This window comes from Sphingobium sp. JS3065 (assembly GCF_026427355.1).
GTDB lineage: Bacteria > Pseudomonadota > Alphaproteobacteria > Sphingomonadales > Sphingomonadaceae > Sphingobium.
The window spans coordinates 704,321-717,146 of the sequence record NZ_CP102664.1 but is presented as its reverse complement, the minus strand read 5'-3'; the positions used below and the strand labels follow the sequence as shown (position 1 = coordinate 717,146).

The window sequence follows — 12,826 nt, the reverse complement described above, 5'->3', positions numbered from 1 at the left end:
TTGCATGCGGCGGGCAGTTCGCCAAAGAGACATGAATATCGCCCGCCCCTTTCCACCAATTCGCAGGATCGCATGAACAGGCAAGCCGCGCCGACTTCGCATTTCTATACGTCGCTGCGCATGCGCCTCCATTATCTGGACTGGGGCAACAGCGCGGCGCCGACGCTGATCCTGGTGCATGGCGGGTTCGACCATGCGCGAAGCTGGGACTGGACGGCGCGGGAACTGGCGAAGGATTATCATGTCATCGCGCCCGACCTGCGCGGCCATGGCGACAGCGCCTGGTCGGCCGAAGGTTCCTATATGATGGCCAATTACGTCTATGACCTGGCGCAGTTGGTGGAACAGTTGGGCCGGGATCCGGTGATATTGGTCGGCCATTCGCTGGGCGGATCGATCGCGCTGCGCTATGCCGGGTTGTTCCCGGAAAAGGTCGCCAAGATGGTCGCGATTGAGGGGCTGGGCCTCTCACCCATCCGGATCGCGGAATATGCGGGGAGACCCGCGCCCGAACAATGGCTCCGGTGGATCGAGAAAAGGCGGACGCGCGCGCGCCAGACCAGGCGGCATTACCCGACCATAGAGGCGGCGGTGGCGCGCATGCGGGAACGTAACGACCATCTGTCGGTCGAACAGGCGATGCACCTCACCATCCACGGCGTCAATCGTAACGAGGATGGCAGCTACCGCTGGAAATTCGACCCCTATGTGTACGATCCGGCGCCCCAGGCCTGGAACGATGCGGACCTGCCCGAATTCTGGAGCCGGATATCTTGTCCGACGCTGTTGTGCCTGGGGCTGGATAGCTGGGCGTCCAATCCTGTTAAGGACGGACGCGCAGCGCATTTTCAGGATGCCCGGCTGGTCGAATTCGCGAATGCGGGCCATTGGCTGCATCATGACCAATTCGACCATTTCATCGCGGAATTGCGCGGATTCCTGTGATCGGAGCATGAGCAATTCCCCCGTCACCCCTGCCTTTACCGGGGTGACGGGGGAAGAACCGCCGATCAGGCGCGGAAGCCGGCGACGGCGGCCTGATATTCCGCCTTCAGTTGCGTTATGAAGGCGCCGGCGGACTGAACCTCCCGAACCGCGCCGATCCCTTGGCCGGCGCCCCAGACATCGCGCCACGCCTTCTTTTCGCCCCGCGCCGCGCTGGAAAAATCCATGTCGGCCGCCTTGGGCAAATTGTCGGCGTCCAGCCCCGCCGCGGTGATGCTGGGGCGCAGATAATTGCCGAGGACGCCGGTGAAATAATCCGAATAGACGATGTCGCCCGCGCCGCTCTCCACGATCATCTGCTTGTAGGCGGGGTCGGCATTGGCTTCCTCCGTCGCGATGAAGGGAGAGCCCATATAGGCGAAGTCCGCGCCCATCATTCGCGCCGCTGCGATCGAACGGCCGGTGGCGATGGAACCCGACAGGGCCAGCGGGCCGTCGAACCAGGCGCGAATCTCCTCCACCAGCGCGAAGGGCGACAGGGTGCCGGCATGGCCGCCCGCCCCCGCCGCCACGGCGATCAGGCCGTCGGCGCCCTTCTCTATCGCCTTGCGCGCGAAGACATTGTTGATGACGTCGTGCAGGACGATCCCCCCATAGCTGTGCACCGTCTGGTTCACATCCTTCCGCGCGCCGAGCGACGTGATCACGATGGGAACGCGATATTTGACGCAGAGGGCGAGATCCTCCTCCAGCCGGCTGTTGGTCTTGTGGACGATCAGGTTGACGGCGAAGGGGGCGTCCTTTTCCGTCAGCGCCTCCCCCAATTGTTGCAGCCATTGTTCGAACACGCCGGACGGCCGGGCATTGAGCGAAGGAAAGGCGCCGATGATCCCGGCGCGGCACTGGGCGATCACGAGCGCCGGCTGCGAAATGATGAACAACGGCGAACCGATCAGCGGCAGGGACAAACGGCCTTCCAAAAATGCCGGCAAACTCACGGGCCCAGCCTCTCCTTCTTGATGTTGGAAAGGCGCTATCATTTACCGGGGCGCGGCAAAAGGCCGAATTTCGTGGCCGGGCGAATGGGGAAAGGCGCATCCCCGTCTCAACATGACGGGAAGCCGAACGGAGTCAGTCCCCCACGATCTTCAGCAGGCGGCGTTCGACCGGCGCGAGAATTCCCTGAAGTTCCGCCCCGCGCTTCAGCACATGGCCAGCCTCCCCGATCAGCGCCCACATCCCCTGGCGGTGACGCAGGGAGGGGCGTTTTTCGATGCGGAATTCCGGGCGTTCGGCGGCGCGGCGGAAGGCGGAAAAGATCGCGGCCTCCCGCCCCATATCTATCGCATAGTCGCGCCAATGACCGGCGGCGACCATGCGGCCGTATAAATCCATGATCCTCTGAAGTTCTAGGCGATCGAAACCGGTCTGACTGACGGATGCCCCCGATCCCTGGCCCGATCCCTGGCCGGTTTGCAAAGGAAACGGCGTCACATTGCTCATCAGGCGCGGCCACGCTCCTTGATGCTGGAGACATCGTCATCGGGCGCGCCGCCGCGTTCCGCCAACAGTTCCGCCAGGCGCTTGCGCAATTGCTCGACCTCCGCCTGGAGTTGTTCCAGCTTCTGCTTTTCGGGATCGAGAGTGTCGGCGCAGGGCGTGCCATAGGGCAGGAATTCGCGCTGATAGGCAGTCACGTCGACCAGCATGGCGCGCGCGGGAATGCCGACCATCGTGGCGCCTTCCTTCACATCCCTGGTTACGACCGCGTTGGCGCCGATTCGCGCGCGGGCGCCGACCCGCACCGGACCCAGAACCTGCGCGCCGGAACCGACGATGACGCCGTCCTCCAGCGTGGGATGCCGCTTGCCCGCAATGCCGTTGGCGGGATCGGTCCCACCCAGCGTCACATTCTGGTAAAGGGTGACGTCGTCGCCGATTTCCGCCGTTTCCCCGATGACGGTGAACCCATGGTCGATGAAGAAACGCCTGCCGATGCGAGCGCCCGGATGAATGTCGTTTCCGGTCAGGAATCGGGAAAAGTGATTCACCGCGCGGGCCAGGAAATAGAGCCGGGCGCGATAGAGCCGATGCGCGACCCGGTGGAAAACCAGCGACCAGACGCCCGGATAGAGCAGGATTTCGGCGCGCGAACGCGGGGCGGGATCACGGGATTTGACCGAGTCCAGATAAGCAATAAGATTGCGCAGCATGCAGCGCCCCTGATGAAACCAACCCAAAGCTACATAAGCGCAAAAGGATGATTTTTCCAGATGGCGGGCTATTTCGGCTTCGCCCGATAAAACAGAAAGTTTCTTGGCGGGCCGTGATATACCAATCAAGATGGTAGACAATCACGACAGGGACCATTGAATGATCGACACCTTTATCGCCCATTTCGGCGAAATTCTGCCTTTCATTCTTATCGGTTTCGGCGCCCAGATGATCGATGGCGCCCTCGGCATGGCCTATGGCGTCATCTCCAGCACGCTGCTGCTGGCGCTAGGCGTACCGCCCAGCAGGGCGTCGGCCAGCGTGCATGCGGCGGAAACCTTCACCACCGGCGTGTCCGCGATCAGCCATATCATCCATCGCAACGTCGACTGGCGGCTGTTTGCGCGGCTGGTCATTCCGGGCGTGATCGGCGGGGTGGCCGGGGCCTATCTGCTGTCCCATGTCGATGGCGCCGTCATCAAGCCGTTCGTGCAATTCTACCTGACGGCGATCGGCGTCTATCTGGTCTGGCGCGGTTTCCATTATCCGCCCCAGGCGCGCAATCCCAAATGGGTCGGTCCGCTTGGGCTGGTGGGCGGCTTCATGGACGCGACCGGTGGCGGCGGCTGGGGACCGGTGGTGACGTCGAACCTGCTGATCCAGGGTTCCAGCCCCCGGCACACCATCGGCACGGTCAACAGCGTCGAATTCATCCTGACCACCTCCATCAGCATCACCTTCCTGCTGCACCTGGGGTGGGAGACCTTCACCACCTATACGATCGGACTGCTGATCGGCGGCGTGATCGCGGCCCCCTTCGGTGCGATGCTGGCCCGGCATGTCTCGCCCCGGACGCTGTTCATCGCCGTGGGATCGATCCTGACGCTGACGTCGCTGTTCGGCGTGGCCAAATGGCTTGGATATATCGGTTAAGCCACTTATATTAAGCCTTCCAATCGAGGAAGGCGATCAATGTCGAGCTACCTGCCAACGCTCAAGCAGCTACAATATCTTGTGGCGCTGAAGGAGCATGGCCATTTCGGCAAGGCGGCGGACAGTTGTTTCGTCACCCAGTCGACGTTGTCGGCGGGCATCCGCGAGTTGGAGTCGCTGATCGGCATCACGCTGGTCGAAAGGACGCGGCGGGTGGTGCGCTTCACGGCATTGGGCGACCGCATCGTGGAAAAGGCGCATCGCGTGCTGCGCGAGGCGGAGGAACTGGCCGCCATTGCGGAGGCGTCGGGCAAGCCGCTGACCGGCGAATTGCGCATGAGCGTCATTCCCACCATCGCGCCATTCCTGCTGCCCCGCCTGCTGCCCAAGCTGCGCAGCGAGAGGCCCGAACTGAAGCTCTACCTGCGCGAGGAGACGACGCAGGCGGCCATCGAATCGCTGCGGCACGGCAATGTGGATTGCGTGCTGCTGGCCCTGCCCTTCCCGACCGGGGAACTGGACAGCGAATTGCTGTTCCAGGATCGGCTCTATGTCGCCTTCCCCCGCGACGATCCCCGCGATCCGCCCGAATGGATCGCGCCGGAGATGATCGACGAGACCAAGCTGCTGCTGCTGGAGGATGGGCATTGCCTGAAGGACCATGCGCTGGCGGCGTGCAACCGGCCGGAGATTCGGGCGAGCGCGATGATGATGGGCACGTCCCTCCACACGCTGGTGCAGATGGTCGACAACGGTCTGGGCATGACGATCATGCCGGAAATGGCGATAGCCAGCGGCCTGCTGGACCATACGCAGATCACGGCGCGCCCGCTGCGGTCGGAACGGGCGCATCGCGACATCGCGCTGGTGTGGCGCAAGAATAGTCCGCGCGAAAAGGAATTCCGGCTGTTGGCGGCGCTGCTGCGCGATGCGGCTGACCTGCCGGAGGTCAGCGCGGCGGCCTGAGCTTGATCAGCGCTTCCAGCTTTCGGCCCTGGCCTCATCATCGGCGCGGGATTCGACCCAGGCGGTGCGATCCGCGAAATATTCTTTCTTCCAGAAGGGCGCCTGCGATTTCAGCCAGTCGATGAGGAAGGCGCAGGCCTCCAGCGCCGCCGTGCGGTGGCGCGAGGCGGTGCCGACGAAGACGATCCGCTCGCCCGGCTCCAGCCGCCCGAAGCGATGGATCACCCGTACCCCCAGCAAGGGCCAGCGCTCGCTCGCCTCCGCGACGATGCGGTCGACCTGGGCGGTCGTCATCGCCGGATAATGTTCCAGTTCCAGCGCGATCAGCCCGCCATCCCCCCGCACGATGCCGGTGAAGCTGGCGACGCCGCCGCCGCCGCTGGCCTCCAGCGCGGCGAGTTCGGCCGCCGGGTCGAAATCCTCGGCCTGGATGGAAACCCGGTTCATCCCCCGGTGACCGGAGGGAAGATCGCCAGTTCCTTCGCTTCCCCGATCAGGCTGTCGAGCGGGACGAACCGCTGGTCGAGCGCGGCGCGCAGCTTGTCCGGCTGGGCGAAAGCCTCGGCATAGCCGCCGCCCCGCGCCGCCAGCGTGGCGACAAGCGCGCCGATGGTGACATTGGCGGCAGGCCGCTCGACCTGCTCCTCATCGCGGCCGATGGCTTCGCGGACCCAGGCGAAATAGACGAGGTTAAGCCCTGCCATAGCTCAATCCATATGCTTGATGCCGACGCGCAGATAGTCCCAGCCCGTGACCAGGGTCAGCATCGCCGCCGCCCAGAGCGTGGCGATGCCGACCAGTTGCACGAAGGGGAATTGCGGAACGGCGCCCGCCAGAATCAGCGCGCCCAGGGCGATCAACTGAAAGGCGGTCTTCCATTTGGCGAGGCGGGATACCGGCACGGATACCTGGAGTCCGGCCAGAAATTCGCGCAGGCCCGACACGGCGATTTCCCGCAGCAGGATGATCATCGCGGCGGCGATATGGATGCCGGAAATGTCGCGGGTGGCCGACAGCATCAGGATCACCGCACCGACCATGATCTTGTCGGCGATGGGATCCAGGAAAATGCCGAGTCTCGACACCGCGCCCTGCGCCCGGGCGAGATAGCCGTCGAAATAATCGGTGACGCCCATCAGGCAATAGAGCGCGAAGGCCAGCATATAGCCGGTGGTCCAGCGCGCGCCGATTTCGGCGGGCCAGAGCAGGGCGACCAGCAACGGCACGGTCAATATGCGCGAAAGCGTCAGCAAATTGGGCAGCGTCAGCATGGCGGCGGACTGCCACAGTCAGCGCCCATGCACAAGCGGGCGCACGAGCAAGGCGACAGGCCTTCGCGCACGGGAGGGTTGGACAGACCGGTCATCTATGGCTAGACCCCGCGACGCTCATCCACAGCGAAGAAGACCCCATCGCCCATGCAAGCCTCTCTCAGGCTCCTTACCAAGCGACGTTTTCTGCCGCTTTTCATCACGCAACTGCTCGGCGCCTTCAACGACAATTTGTTCAAGAACGCGATGGTGCTGTTCGTCGTCTATACCGTCTATAATGACGAGAAATCGGAAACCTGGTTCAGCGCGCTGGCGACCGGCGTCTTCATCCTGCCCTTTTTCCTGCTTTCCGCCCTGTCCGGGCAATTGGCCGACCAGCGGGACAAGGCGACCATCATCCGCATCGTCAAGGCCGCCGAAATCGTCATCATGGCCGTGGGCGCCGCCGGACTGGCGCTGATCTGGAGCGGGATCGCGGTCCACACGCTCGCCATTCCGCTGCTGCTGGTCGCGCTGTTCGCCATGGGGGTGCATTCGACCTTCTTCGGGCCGATCAAATATGCGCTTCTGCCGCAGCATCTGCATGATGAGGAAGTGCTGGGCGGAACCGGGCTGGTCGAAGCGGGAACCTATATCGCCATTCTAGCCGGCACCATATTGGCCGGGATCATCCCGGTACAGGCGGCGGCGGTCGGCATCGTCCTGACCGCGGTGATCGGCTGGCTGGCCGGCCGCGAAGTGCCTGCCGCGCCGTCCCTGCTGGATCGGCAGCCGATCGATTTTCACATCATCCGCTCTTCGGTCGCGTTGGTGCGGGGGACGATGCATATCAGGCGGCTTTACCTCGCCATCATGGCGATCAGCTTCTTCTGGGCGGTGGGCACGGTGCTGTTCATCCAGTTCCCGCCGCTGGTCAAGAATGTGCTGAGCGCCGACAAATCGGTCGCCAGCCTGTTCCTGGCCATTTTTTCCGTCGGCATCGCCATCGGGTCGGTCGCGATCAACCGGCTGCTGGGGGGCCATGTGTCGGCCAAATATGCCCCGGCTTCCGTGATCGGCATGGGAATCAGCATCGTCGCCTTCCATATCGTGTGCGATCTCTGGATGGCGGGGTCGGACGGGCGGATGCTTTCACTGACGGGATTTCTGTCGCATCCGCTGGCGATTCCGCTGTCGATCTGCCTGCTGTGCGTGGCGACCTTCGGCGGCATGTTCGTGGTGCCGCTCTATGCCTTCCTCACCACCACGGTCGAGAAATGCGAGGCGGCGCGGACGGTCGCGGCGAACAATATCGTCAATTCTGGCGCGATGGTGATCGGATCGCTGATCACCATCAGCCTCAGCATCGCGGGCGTATCGGTGGTGAACCAGTTGCTGCTGGTGGCGGCGCTGTGCGTGCCCTGCGCGTGGATTGCGTGGACGCTGCACAAGGCATGCGATTGAGGCGGCAGCGGCGAGTTAGAAGATGAAGCTGTAGAAGGCAGTGAAGAAGGCGCCGAAGCTCAGCATGAACAGCTTCCAGTCATTATCGTCCGAAACCGGCGCGCGTTCGCGTGTACCGCTCGGCTCTGCGACGCGCAGGACATGGCGCGGCAGCCGCTGGCGGAACGGATGGCGCGCCGACTCGCTCGACAGGACTAGAGGTCTCGTGCTCATGATCGACAGGTTAAGAGATTCTTTACCTTTTGGAATATCGTTATTCCTGGTTAATCCTGAGCTGTCCCGCGACGGGACATGCTTGACTGTATCATATAAATAACACAGCATAGCCGGAGCGATGAACGACCCCCAGCCGAATCCGGAGCCTGAAACCCTGCCGCCCCGCGCCTTCGGCGCCGGTCCGCCCAGCGCCTTCGCGCCGCCAAAGCCCTGGAAACGCCGGGTGCAGATCGCCGGATGGGCGGTGGCGGCGATGCTGGCGTTGCTGATGATCGTCATCGCCTGGCTGGCGGTGACCGCGCCGCTATCCCGTTCCCTGAAGCCCATCGCGCCGCCCAGCATCAGCCTGATGTCGGCGGACAGCCATCTGATCGCGCGGCGGGGCGCGATCATCGACAGGCCCGTGACGGTCGTCACCCTGCCCAAACATGTGCCGCAGGCCTTCATGGCGATAGAGGATCGGCGATTCACCAGCCACTGGGGCGTGGACCCACGCGGCATAGCGCGGGCGGCCTGGCATAATCTCTGGTCCAGCGGATCGTCGCAGGGCGGCAGCACGATCACGCAGCAACTCGCCAAGGGCGTGTTCCTTTCCGCCGACCGGACCTTCGGACGCAAGGCGCGGGAGGCGCTGATCGCCTTCTGGCTGGAGGCGTGGCTGACCAAGGACCAGATCATGGAGCGCTACCTCTCCAACGTCTATTTCGGGGACAATGTCTATGGCCTCAGGGCGGCGTCGCTGCACTATTTCAACCGCCAGCCGGAACGGCTGACCATTCCGCAGGCGGCGATGCTGGCGGGGCTGCTGAAAGCGCCCTCCCGCCTCGCGCCGACGACCAATTTGAAGGGAGCGCGGGATCGGGCGGCATTGGTGACGCAGGCGATGGTCGAGGCTGGCTATATCAGCAAGGCGCAGCGGGACGCCCTGTCGCCTGCCAGGCTGAACGTGCATGAAGCGCCCGATCCGACCAGCGGCACCTTCTTCGCGGATTGGGTGCTGCCCCAGGCGCGCGACCGGGCGGGCGCGGTCTATGGCGCGCAAAATGTGACGACCACGCTCGACTGGCGCATTCAAAGGCTGGCGGAAGCCGCGATCCGCCGCGCACCGCTGGGCAAGGCGGAAGTGGCGCTGGTCGCGATGAAACCCGACGGCAGCGTCGTCGCCATGGTGGGCGGCAAGGATTACGGCAAAAGCGCCTTCAACCGCGCTGTGCAGGCCAAGCGCCAGCCGGGATCGACCTTCAAGCTGTTCGTCTATCTCGCGGCCTTCCGCGCAGGCATGACGCCCGATGATTTCATCGAGGACACGCCGATCACCACCGGAAACTACCGCCCGGCCAATCATGGCGGCAAATATCGCGGGCGCATCACGCTGCGGCAGGCCTTTGCCGCGTCGAGCAACGTCGCGGCGGTGCGGCTGACGCAGAAGGTGGGCGTCGACAATGTGATCAAGGTGGCGCGCGACCTGGGCGTCACCGCGCCCCTGACCGAGGATCTGAGCCTGGCTCTAGGCACGTCGGAAATCCCGCTGGTCGAGTTGACGGAGGCCTATGCGGCGGTGGCGGCGGGCGCCTATCCGGTGCTGGCCCATGGCCTGCCGCCGGAGGAACAGGGCTGGTTCGACCGGCTGCTGGGCCGCCAAAAAACCTTCAGCGACGACCATTTGGAGATGATCCGCGACCTGCTGTCCTCTGCCGCCAATCGCGGCACCGGCAGCGCGGCGGCGCTGCGGACCAGCACTTTCGGCAAGACCGGCACGACGCAGGACAGCCGGGACGCGATCTTCGTCGGCTATGCGGGCGGGCTGGTGACGGCGGTGTGGATCGGCAATGACGACAACACCCCCCTGCCCGGCGGTGCGGCGGGCGGCGGCGTGCCTGCGCGGATCTGGCGCAATTTCATGGCGGGCGCCATCAACGAGCCGGTCGAGGACGCGCCGGAGGAGACGAAGGACAGCGATCTGGTCAACGCCATCGCCAATGTCGCGAGCGAGGCGGGCCTGGGCAATATGAGCGTCGGCCTGGATACGCAGGGCGTGACCGTGAATATCGGCGGCGGACAGCTTCGTTTGCCGATCGACCAGCCGCCCGAACCTTCGCCGGGCGCGCCCGGACCGCAGCCCGGCACGCCGCCGCCGCGCATCATCGTTCCGGCCGATCCGGCCGCCAGCGATCAAAAGCCCTGATTTGAAAGCGGCGCGGCAGCAACAAAACATGGACTTGCGCTCTTTCTCCCCGGCGCGTCCTGACCTACATGGATGGGCATGAGCGCTCCCCTCTACAACAAGGACATTTTGCGGCTGGCCGCGAACATTCCCCATCACCGGCGGCTGTCCGATCCGCAGGCGAGCGTGGAGAAGCGCTCCCCCACATGCGGGTCGCGGGTGACGGCGGATGTCAGGATGGCGGCGGGGCGAATCGCGGAGATCGGGCTGGACGTGAAGGCCTGCGCGCTGGGGCAGGCTTCGGCGGCGCTGATGGCGGCGCAGGCGATTGGCCTCTCCGCCGATGAGCTGGCCGATGCGCGGGACCGGTTGACCGCCTATCTGGCCGGGGAAAGCGACGATCTGGATTTCTGGCCGGGGCTGGCGGTGCTGGCGCCGGCGCGGGGCTATCCGGCGCGCCATGCCTCCATTCGGCTTGGTTTCGAAGCCATTGCCGAAGCCGCGCGCATGGCCGACGCCTGATGCACGGACAAGTTGCGCAGGTCGGCGCTCCGCCGGTTTCCGCCACCGATATATTGCTTTCCGAAGGGGTGGTCCTGCTGGGCGCGGCGGTGCTGTTCGTCTTGCTGTTCCGCCGCCTTGGGCTGGGCGCGGTGCTGGGTTATCTGGTCGCGGGCGCGCTGGTCGGGCCGCAGGGGCTGAGGCTGGTGGGCGGTGCGGAATCGAAGCTCGCCATCGCGGAGATCGGCATCGTCCTGCTGCTGTTCCTGGTCGGGCTGGAACTGCATCCGGCGCGGCTATGGCGGTTGAAGCGCGACATATTCGCGCTGGGCACGGCGCAGGTGGTGCTGTGCGGATGCGCGCTGACAGCGATCATCTTCTACACCACCGGCTTTACCTGGGGCGCGGCCATCGCATTGGGGCTGCCGCTCGCGCTTTCCTCCACCGCGCAGGTTCTGCCGGGCCTCAAGAGCAGCGGCCGCATCAATTCGCCCTTTGGCGAGAAAGTGTTTTCGATCCTGCTGTTCCAGGATCTATCGATCGTTCCGCTGATCACCATCGTCGCGGCCCTCTCACGCAATCCCTCCGATGCGGGCGGCACGCCGGGATGGATGACGGCGGGCTATACGGTCGCGGCGATCGCCGGACTGGTGCTGGCGGGGCGATTCGTCCTGCGCCCCTTGCTGCGGCTGGTCGGGCGACTGGGCGAACGGGAACTTTTCGTCACGGTCGGGCTGTTCACCGTGCTGGCGGCGGCGGCGCTGATGCACACGCTGCACCTCTCGACCGCGCTGGGCGCCTTTATCGCAGGCGTGATGCTGGCCGATTCGCCCTATCGGCATGAGATAGAGGCGGATGTCGAACCCTTCCGCTCGATCCTCCTGGGCCTTTTTTTCCTGGCGGTCGGCATGGTGCTGGACCTGCATGTAGTGGCGGCCAACCCCCTGTTCGTGATCGGCATGGCGGCGATATTGGTGCTGACCAAGGCGGGGCTGATCATGGGGCTCGCCCGGCTGTTCGGCATGGAGCGGAACCAGGCCATCGGCGCGGGACTGCTGCTGAGCCAGGGCGGCGAATTCGGCTTCGTCCTGTTCGCGCAGGCGCAGAACGCCCTGCTGATCGCGCCCCAGGCGGCCAGCCTGTTCAGCGCCATCGTCACCTTCTCCATGGCGACGACCCCCTTCCTGATGCTGTTCGCGCGCAGGCTGGAATTTGCCCGGCCCAAGACTGGGCCGGACCTGCCCCGGCCCGAAGACGCGCCGCGCGGCACCGCGATCATCGTGGGCTATGGCCGATTCGGGCAGACCGTCGCGCAAATGTTGATGGGCCACGGTTTCGGCGTTGTGCCGATCGACAAGAAACCCTCCCAGATCGAGGTTTCCAGCCAGTTTGACATGAAGGTCTATTATGGCGACGGCACGCGGATCGACCTGCTACGCCGGTCGGGCGCGGAGGAGGCGCGGCTGATCGCCTTCTGCATCGACGACCCCTCGCTCGACGCGCGGGTGCTGGAGCCGATTGCGGAGGCTTTCCCGCAGGCGGCGCTGGTGGTCCGCGCCTTCGACCGGCGGCAGTTACTGGCGTTGCAGGACATGGATTTGTCAGGCGTGGTGCGCGAAGTGTTCGAATCCGCCATCTGCATGGGCGTGCAGGCGATGCAGGCGCTGGGCGTGCCGTCGGAGGAGGTTGAGGAAGTCGAGCGCCAATATCGCCTGAATGACGAACAGCGCATGGCCCTGCAGGGCGAACATGGCGATTTGCTGGCGGCCAAGGATTTGATGTACCGGCCCGGCAACCGCATGCGTCTGCTGGCGCGGGGCGAAGGAGAGGAAGAGGCATGATTGCGGTTCTGGCGGCATTGTCGGCGGCTTTGGCGATTGCGGCGGGGGCCTTTGGCGCGCATGGCGCGGCCAGCCCGCAGGCGGCGGAATGGCTGCGCACCGGCGGCCTTTATCAGCTCATCCATGCCGTGGCCGCGATCGCCATCATGGGGGTAGCGCGGGGTCCGGCGGCGCTGCAATTGGGCGGGGCGGCGATATTTGCCCTCACCCTCTATGCCATGGCATTGGGAGCGCCCAAATGGCTGGGCGCAGTGACGCCCATCGGCGGGACGCTGATGATCGCCGGCTGGCTATGGGCCGCCTGGATCTATTGGCGCGGCTGATCGCCGCCA

The 12,826-nt window shown here is 64.8% G+C and carries 15 protein-coding genes; 8 read left to right on the top strand and 7 right to left on the bottom strand.

The features are described 5' to 3' along the window. Positions 1–72: 72 nt before the first annotated feature. A complete protein-coding gene (locus NUH86_RS03520) occupies positions 73–945 on the top strand; it encodes an alpha/beta fold hydrolase (protein ID WP_267251300.1) in 873 nt (290 codons plus the stop codon). A gap of 65 nt (positions 946–1,010) precedes the next feature. Here the strand turns inward: NUH86_RS03520 and NUH86_RS03515 are convergent, their stop codons facing one another. From NUH86_RS03515 to epsC, 3 genes are all read right to left on the bottom strand, one after another. Continuing rightward, positions 1,011–1,943 carry an NAD(P)H-dependent flavin oxidoreductase gene (locus tag NUH86_RS03515; protein ID WP_267251299.1) on the bottom strand — a complete coding sequence of 311 codons (933 nt, stop codon included), beginning with the start codon at positions 1,941–1,943 and terminating at the stop codon, positions 1,011–1,013. Between the two features lie 133 nt (positions 1,944–2,076). Beyond that, complete coding sequence (locus NUH86_RS03510) at positions 2,077–2,448, bottom strand: DUF2794 domain-containing protein (protein ID WP_267251298.1); 372 nt, start codon at positions 2,446–2,448, stop codon at positions 2,077–2,079. Next, a complete protein-coding gene (epsC, locus tag NUH86_RS03505) occupies positions 2,448–3,158 on the bottom strand; it encodes a serine O-acetyltransferase EpsC (protein ID WP_267251297.1) in 711 nt (236 codons plus the stop codon). The genes NUH86_RS03510 and epsC overlap by 1 nt, the downstream gene beginning before the upstream one ends. 160 nt (positions 3,159–3,318) lie before the next feature. Here epsC and NUH86_RS03500 point away from each other — a divergent pair, with 160 nt between their 5' ends. Then, positions 3,319–4,092 (top strand): sulfite exporter TauE/SafE family protein, encoded by a 774-nt coding sequence (locus NUH86_RS03500; RefSeq protein WP_267251296.1) that lies wholly within the window; start codon positions 3,319–3,321, stop codon positions 4,090–4,092. A gap of 39 nt (positions 4,093–4,131) precedes the next feature. Further along, positions 4,132–5,058 (top strand): hydrogen peroxide-inducible genes activator, encoded by a 927-nt coding sequence (locus NUH86_RS03495; RefSeq protein ID WP_267251294.1) that lies wholly within the window; start codon positions 4,132–4,134, stop codon positions 5,056–5,058. Positions 5,059–5,064: 6 nt separating this feature from the next. Here NUH86_RS03495 and NUH86_RS03490 read toward each other — a convergent pair whose 3' ends face one another. From NUH86_RS03490 to pgsA, 3 genes are read right to left on the bottom strand one after another with little or no spacing between them, the layout of a single operon-like run. Continuing rightward, positions 5,065–5,505, bottom strand: coding sequence for a molybdenum cofactor biosynthesis protein MoaE (locus tag NUH86_RS03490; protein WP_267251293.1), 441 nt, complete (start codon positions 5,503–5,505; stop codon positions 5,065–5,067). Next, the gene (gene moaD / locus NUH86_RS03485; protein WP_267251292.1) at positions 5,502–5,762 is read right to left on the bottom strand and encodes a molybdopterin converting factor subunit 1; all 261 of its coding nucleotides are present in this window, start codon (positions 5,760–5,762) and stop codon (positions 5,502–5,504) included. The genes NUH86_RS03490 and moaD overlap by 4 nt, the downstream gene beginning before the upstream one ends. Before the next feature lie 3 nt (positions 5,763–5,765). After that, positions 5,766–6,329 (bottom strand): CDP-diacylglycerol--glycerol-3-phosphate 3-phosphatidyltransferase, encoded by a 564-nt coding sequence (gene pgsA, locus NUH86_RS03480; protein WP_267251291.1) that lies wholly within the window; start codon positions 6,327–6,329, stop codon positions 5,766–5,768. Positions 6,330–6,476: 147 nt separating this feature from the next. Between pgsA and NUH86_RS03475 the strand changes: the two genes are divergently transcribed. Beyond that, a complete protein-coding gene (locus tag NUH86_RS03475) occupies positions 6,477–7,772 on the top strand; it encodes an MFS transporter (protein WP_267251290.1) in 1,296 nt (431 codons plus the stop codon). A 15-nt stretch (positions 7,773–7,787) separates the two neighbouring features. Here NUH86_RS03475 and NUH86_RS03470 read toward each other — a convergent pair whose 3' ends face one another. Next, positions 7,788–7,985, bottom strand: coding sequence for a hypothetical protein (locus NUH86_RS03470; RefSeq protein WP_267251289.1), 198 nt, complete (start codon positions 7,983–7,985; stop codon positions 7,788–7,790). Positions 7,986–8,094: 109 nt separating this feature from the next. On the opposite strand from NUH86_RS03470, the gene NUH86_RS03465 reads away from it, so the two are divergent. The 4 genes from NUH86_RS03465 (at position 8,095) to NUH86_RS03450 (ending at position 12,817) form a co-directional block, all read left to right on the top strand. Next, a complete protein-coding gene (locus NUH86_RS03465; RefSeq protein WP_416365357.1) occupies positions 8,095–10,173 on the top strand; it encodes a transglycosylase domain-containing protein in 2,079 nt (692 codons plus the stop codon). Positions 10,174–10,251: 78 nt separating this feature from the next. Beyond that, positions 10,252–10,674, top strand: a complete 423-nt coding sequence (locus NUH86_RS03460) for an iron-sulfur cluster assembly scaffold protein (protein WP_267251287.1) — start codon at positions 10,252–10,254, stop codon at positions 10,672–10,674. Further along, positions 10,674–12,494, top strand: a complete 1,821-nt coding sequence (locus NUH86_RS03455) for a monovalent cation:proton antiporter-2 (CPA2) family protein (RefSeq protein ID WP_267251286.1) — start codon at positions 10,674–10,676, stop codon at positions 12,492–12,494. Before NUH86_RS03460 ends, NUH86_RS03455 begins: the two co-directional genes overlap by 1 nt. Then, positions 12,491–12,817 (top strand): DUF423 domain-containing protein, encoded by a 327-nt coding sequence (locus NUH86_RS03450; protein WP_267251285.1) that lies wholly within the window; start codon positions 12,491–12,493, stop codon positions 12,815–12,817. The genes NUH86_RS03455 and NUH86_RS03450 overlap by 4 nt, the downstream gene beginning before the upstream one ends. The last annotated feature ends 9 nt before the right edge of the window (positions 12,818–12,826 follow it).

Bases quoted from the DNA above. Each gene is read 5' to 3' on its own strand.
- NUH86_RS03520 (WP_267251300.1), top strand. From the start codon at position 73: ATGAACAGGCAAGCCGCGCCGACTTCGCATTTCTATACGTCGCTGCGC.
- NUH86_RS03510 (WP_267251298.1), bottom strand. From the start codon at position 2,448: ATGAGCAATGTGACGCCGTTTCCTTTGCAAACCGGCCAGGGATCGGGC.
- epsC (WP_267251297.1), bottom strand. From the start codon at position 3,158: ATGCTGCGCAATCTTATTGCTTATCTGGACTCGGTCAAATCCCGTGAT.
- NUH86_RS03500 (WP_267251296.1), top strand. From the start codon at position 3,319: ATGATCGACACCTTTATCGCCCATTTCGGCGAAATTCTGCCTTTCATT.
- NUH86_RS03495 (WP_267251294.1), top strand. From the start codon at position 4,132: ATGTCGAGCTACCTGCCAACGCTCAAGCAGCTACAATATCTTGTGGCG.
- NUH86_RS03490 (WP_267251293.1), bottom strand. From the start codon at position 5,505: ATGAACCGGGTTTCCATCCAGGCCGAGGATTTCGACCCGGCGGCCGAA.
- moaD (WP_267251292.1), bottom strand. From the start codon at position 5,762: ATGGCAGGGCTTAACCTCGTCTATTTCGCCTGGGTCCGCGAAGCCATC.
- pgsA (WP_267251291.1), bottom strand. From the start codon at position 6,329: ATGCTGACGCTGCCCAATTTGCTGACGCTTTCGCGCATATTGACCGTG.
- NUH86_RS03475 (WP_267251290.1), top strand. From the start codon at position 6,477: ATGCAAGCCTCTCTCAGGCTCCTTACCAAGCGACGTTTTCTGCCGCTT.
- NUH86_RS03470 (WP_267251289.1), bottom strand. From the start codon at position 7,985: ATGAGCACGAGACCTCTAGTCCTGTCGAGCGAGTCGGCGCGCCATCCG.
- NUH86_RS03460 (WP_267251287.1), top strand. From the start codon at position 10,252: ATGAGCGCTCCCCTCTACAACAAGGACATTTTGCGGCTGGCCGCGAAC.
- NUH86_RS03455 (WP_267251286.1), top strand. From the start codon at position 10,674: ATGCACGGACAAGTTGCGCAGGTCGGCGCTCCGCCGGTTTCCGCCACC.
- NUH86_RS03450 (WP_267251285.1), top strand. From the start codon at position 12,491: ATGATTGCGGTTCTGGCGGCATTGTCGGCGGCTTTGGCGATTGCGGCG.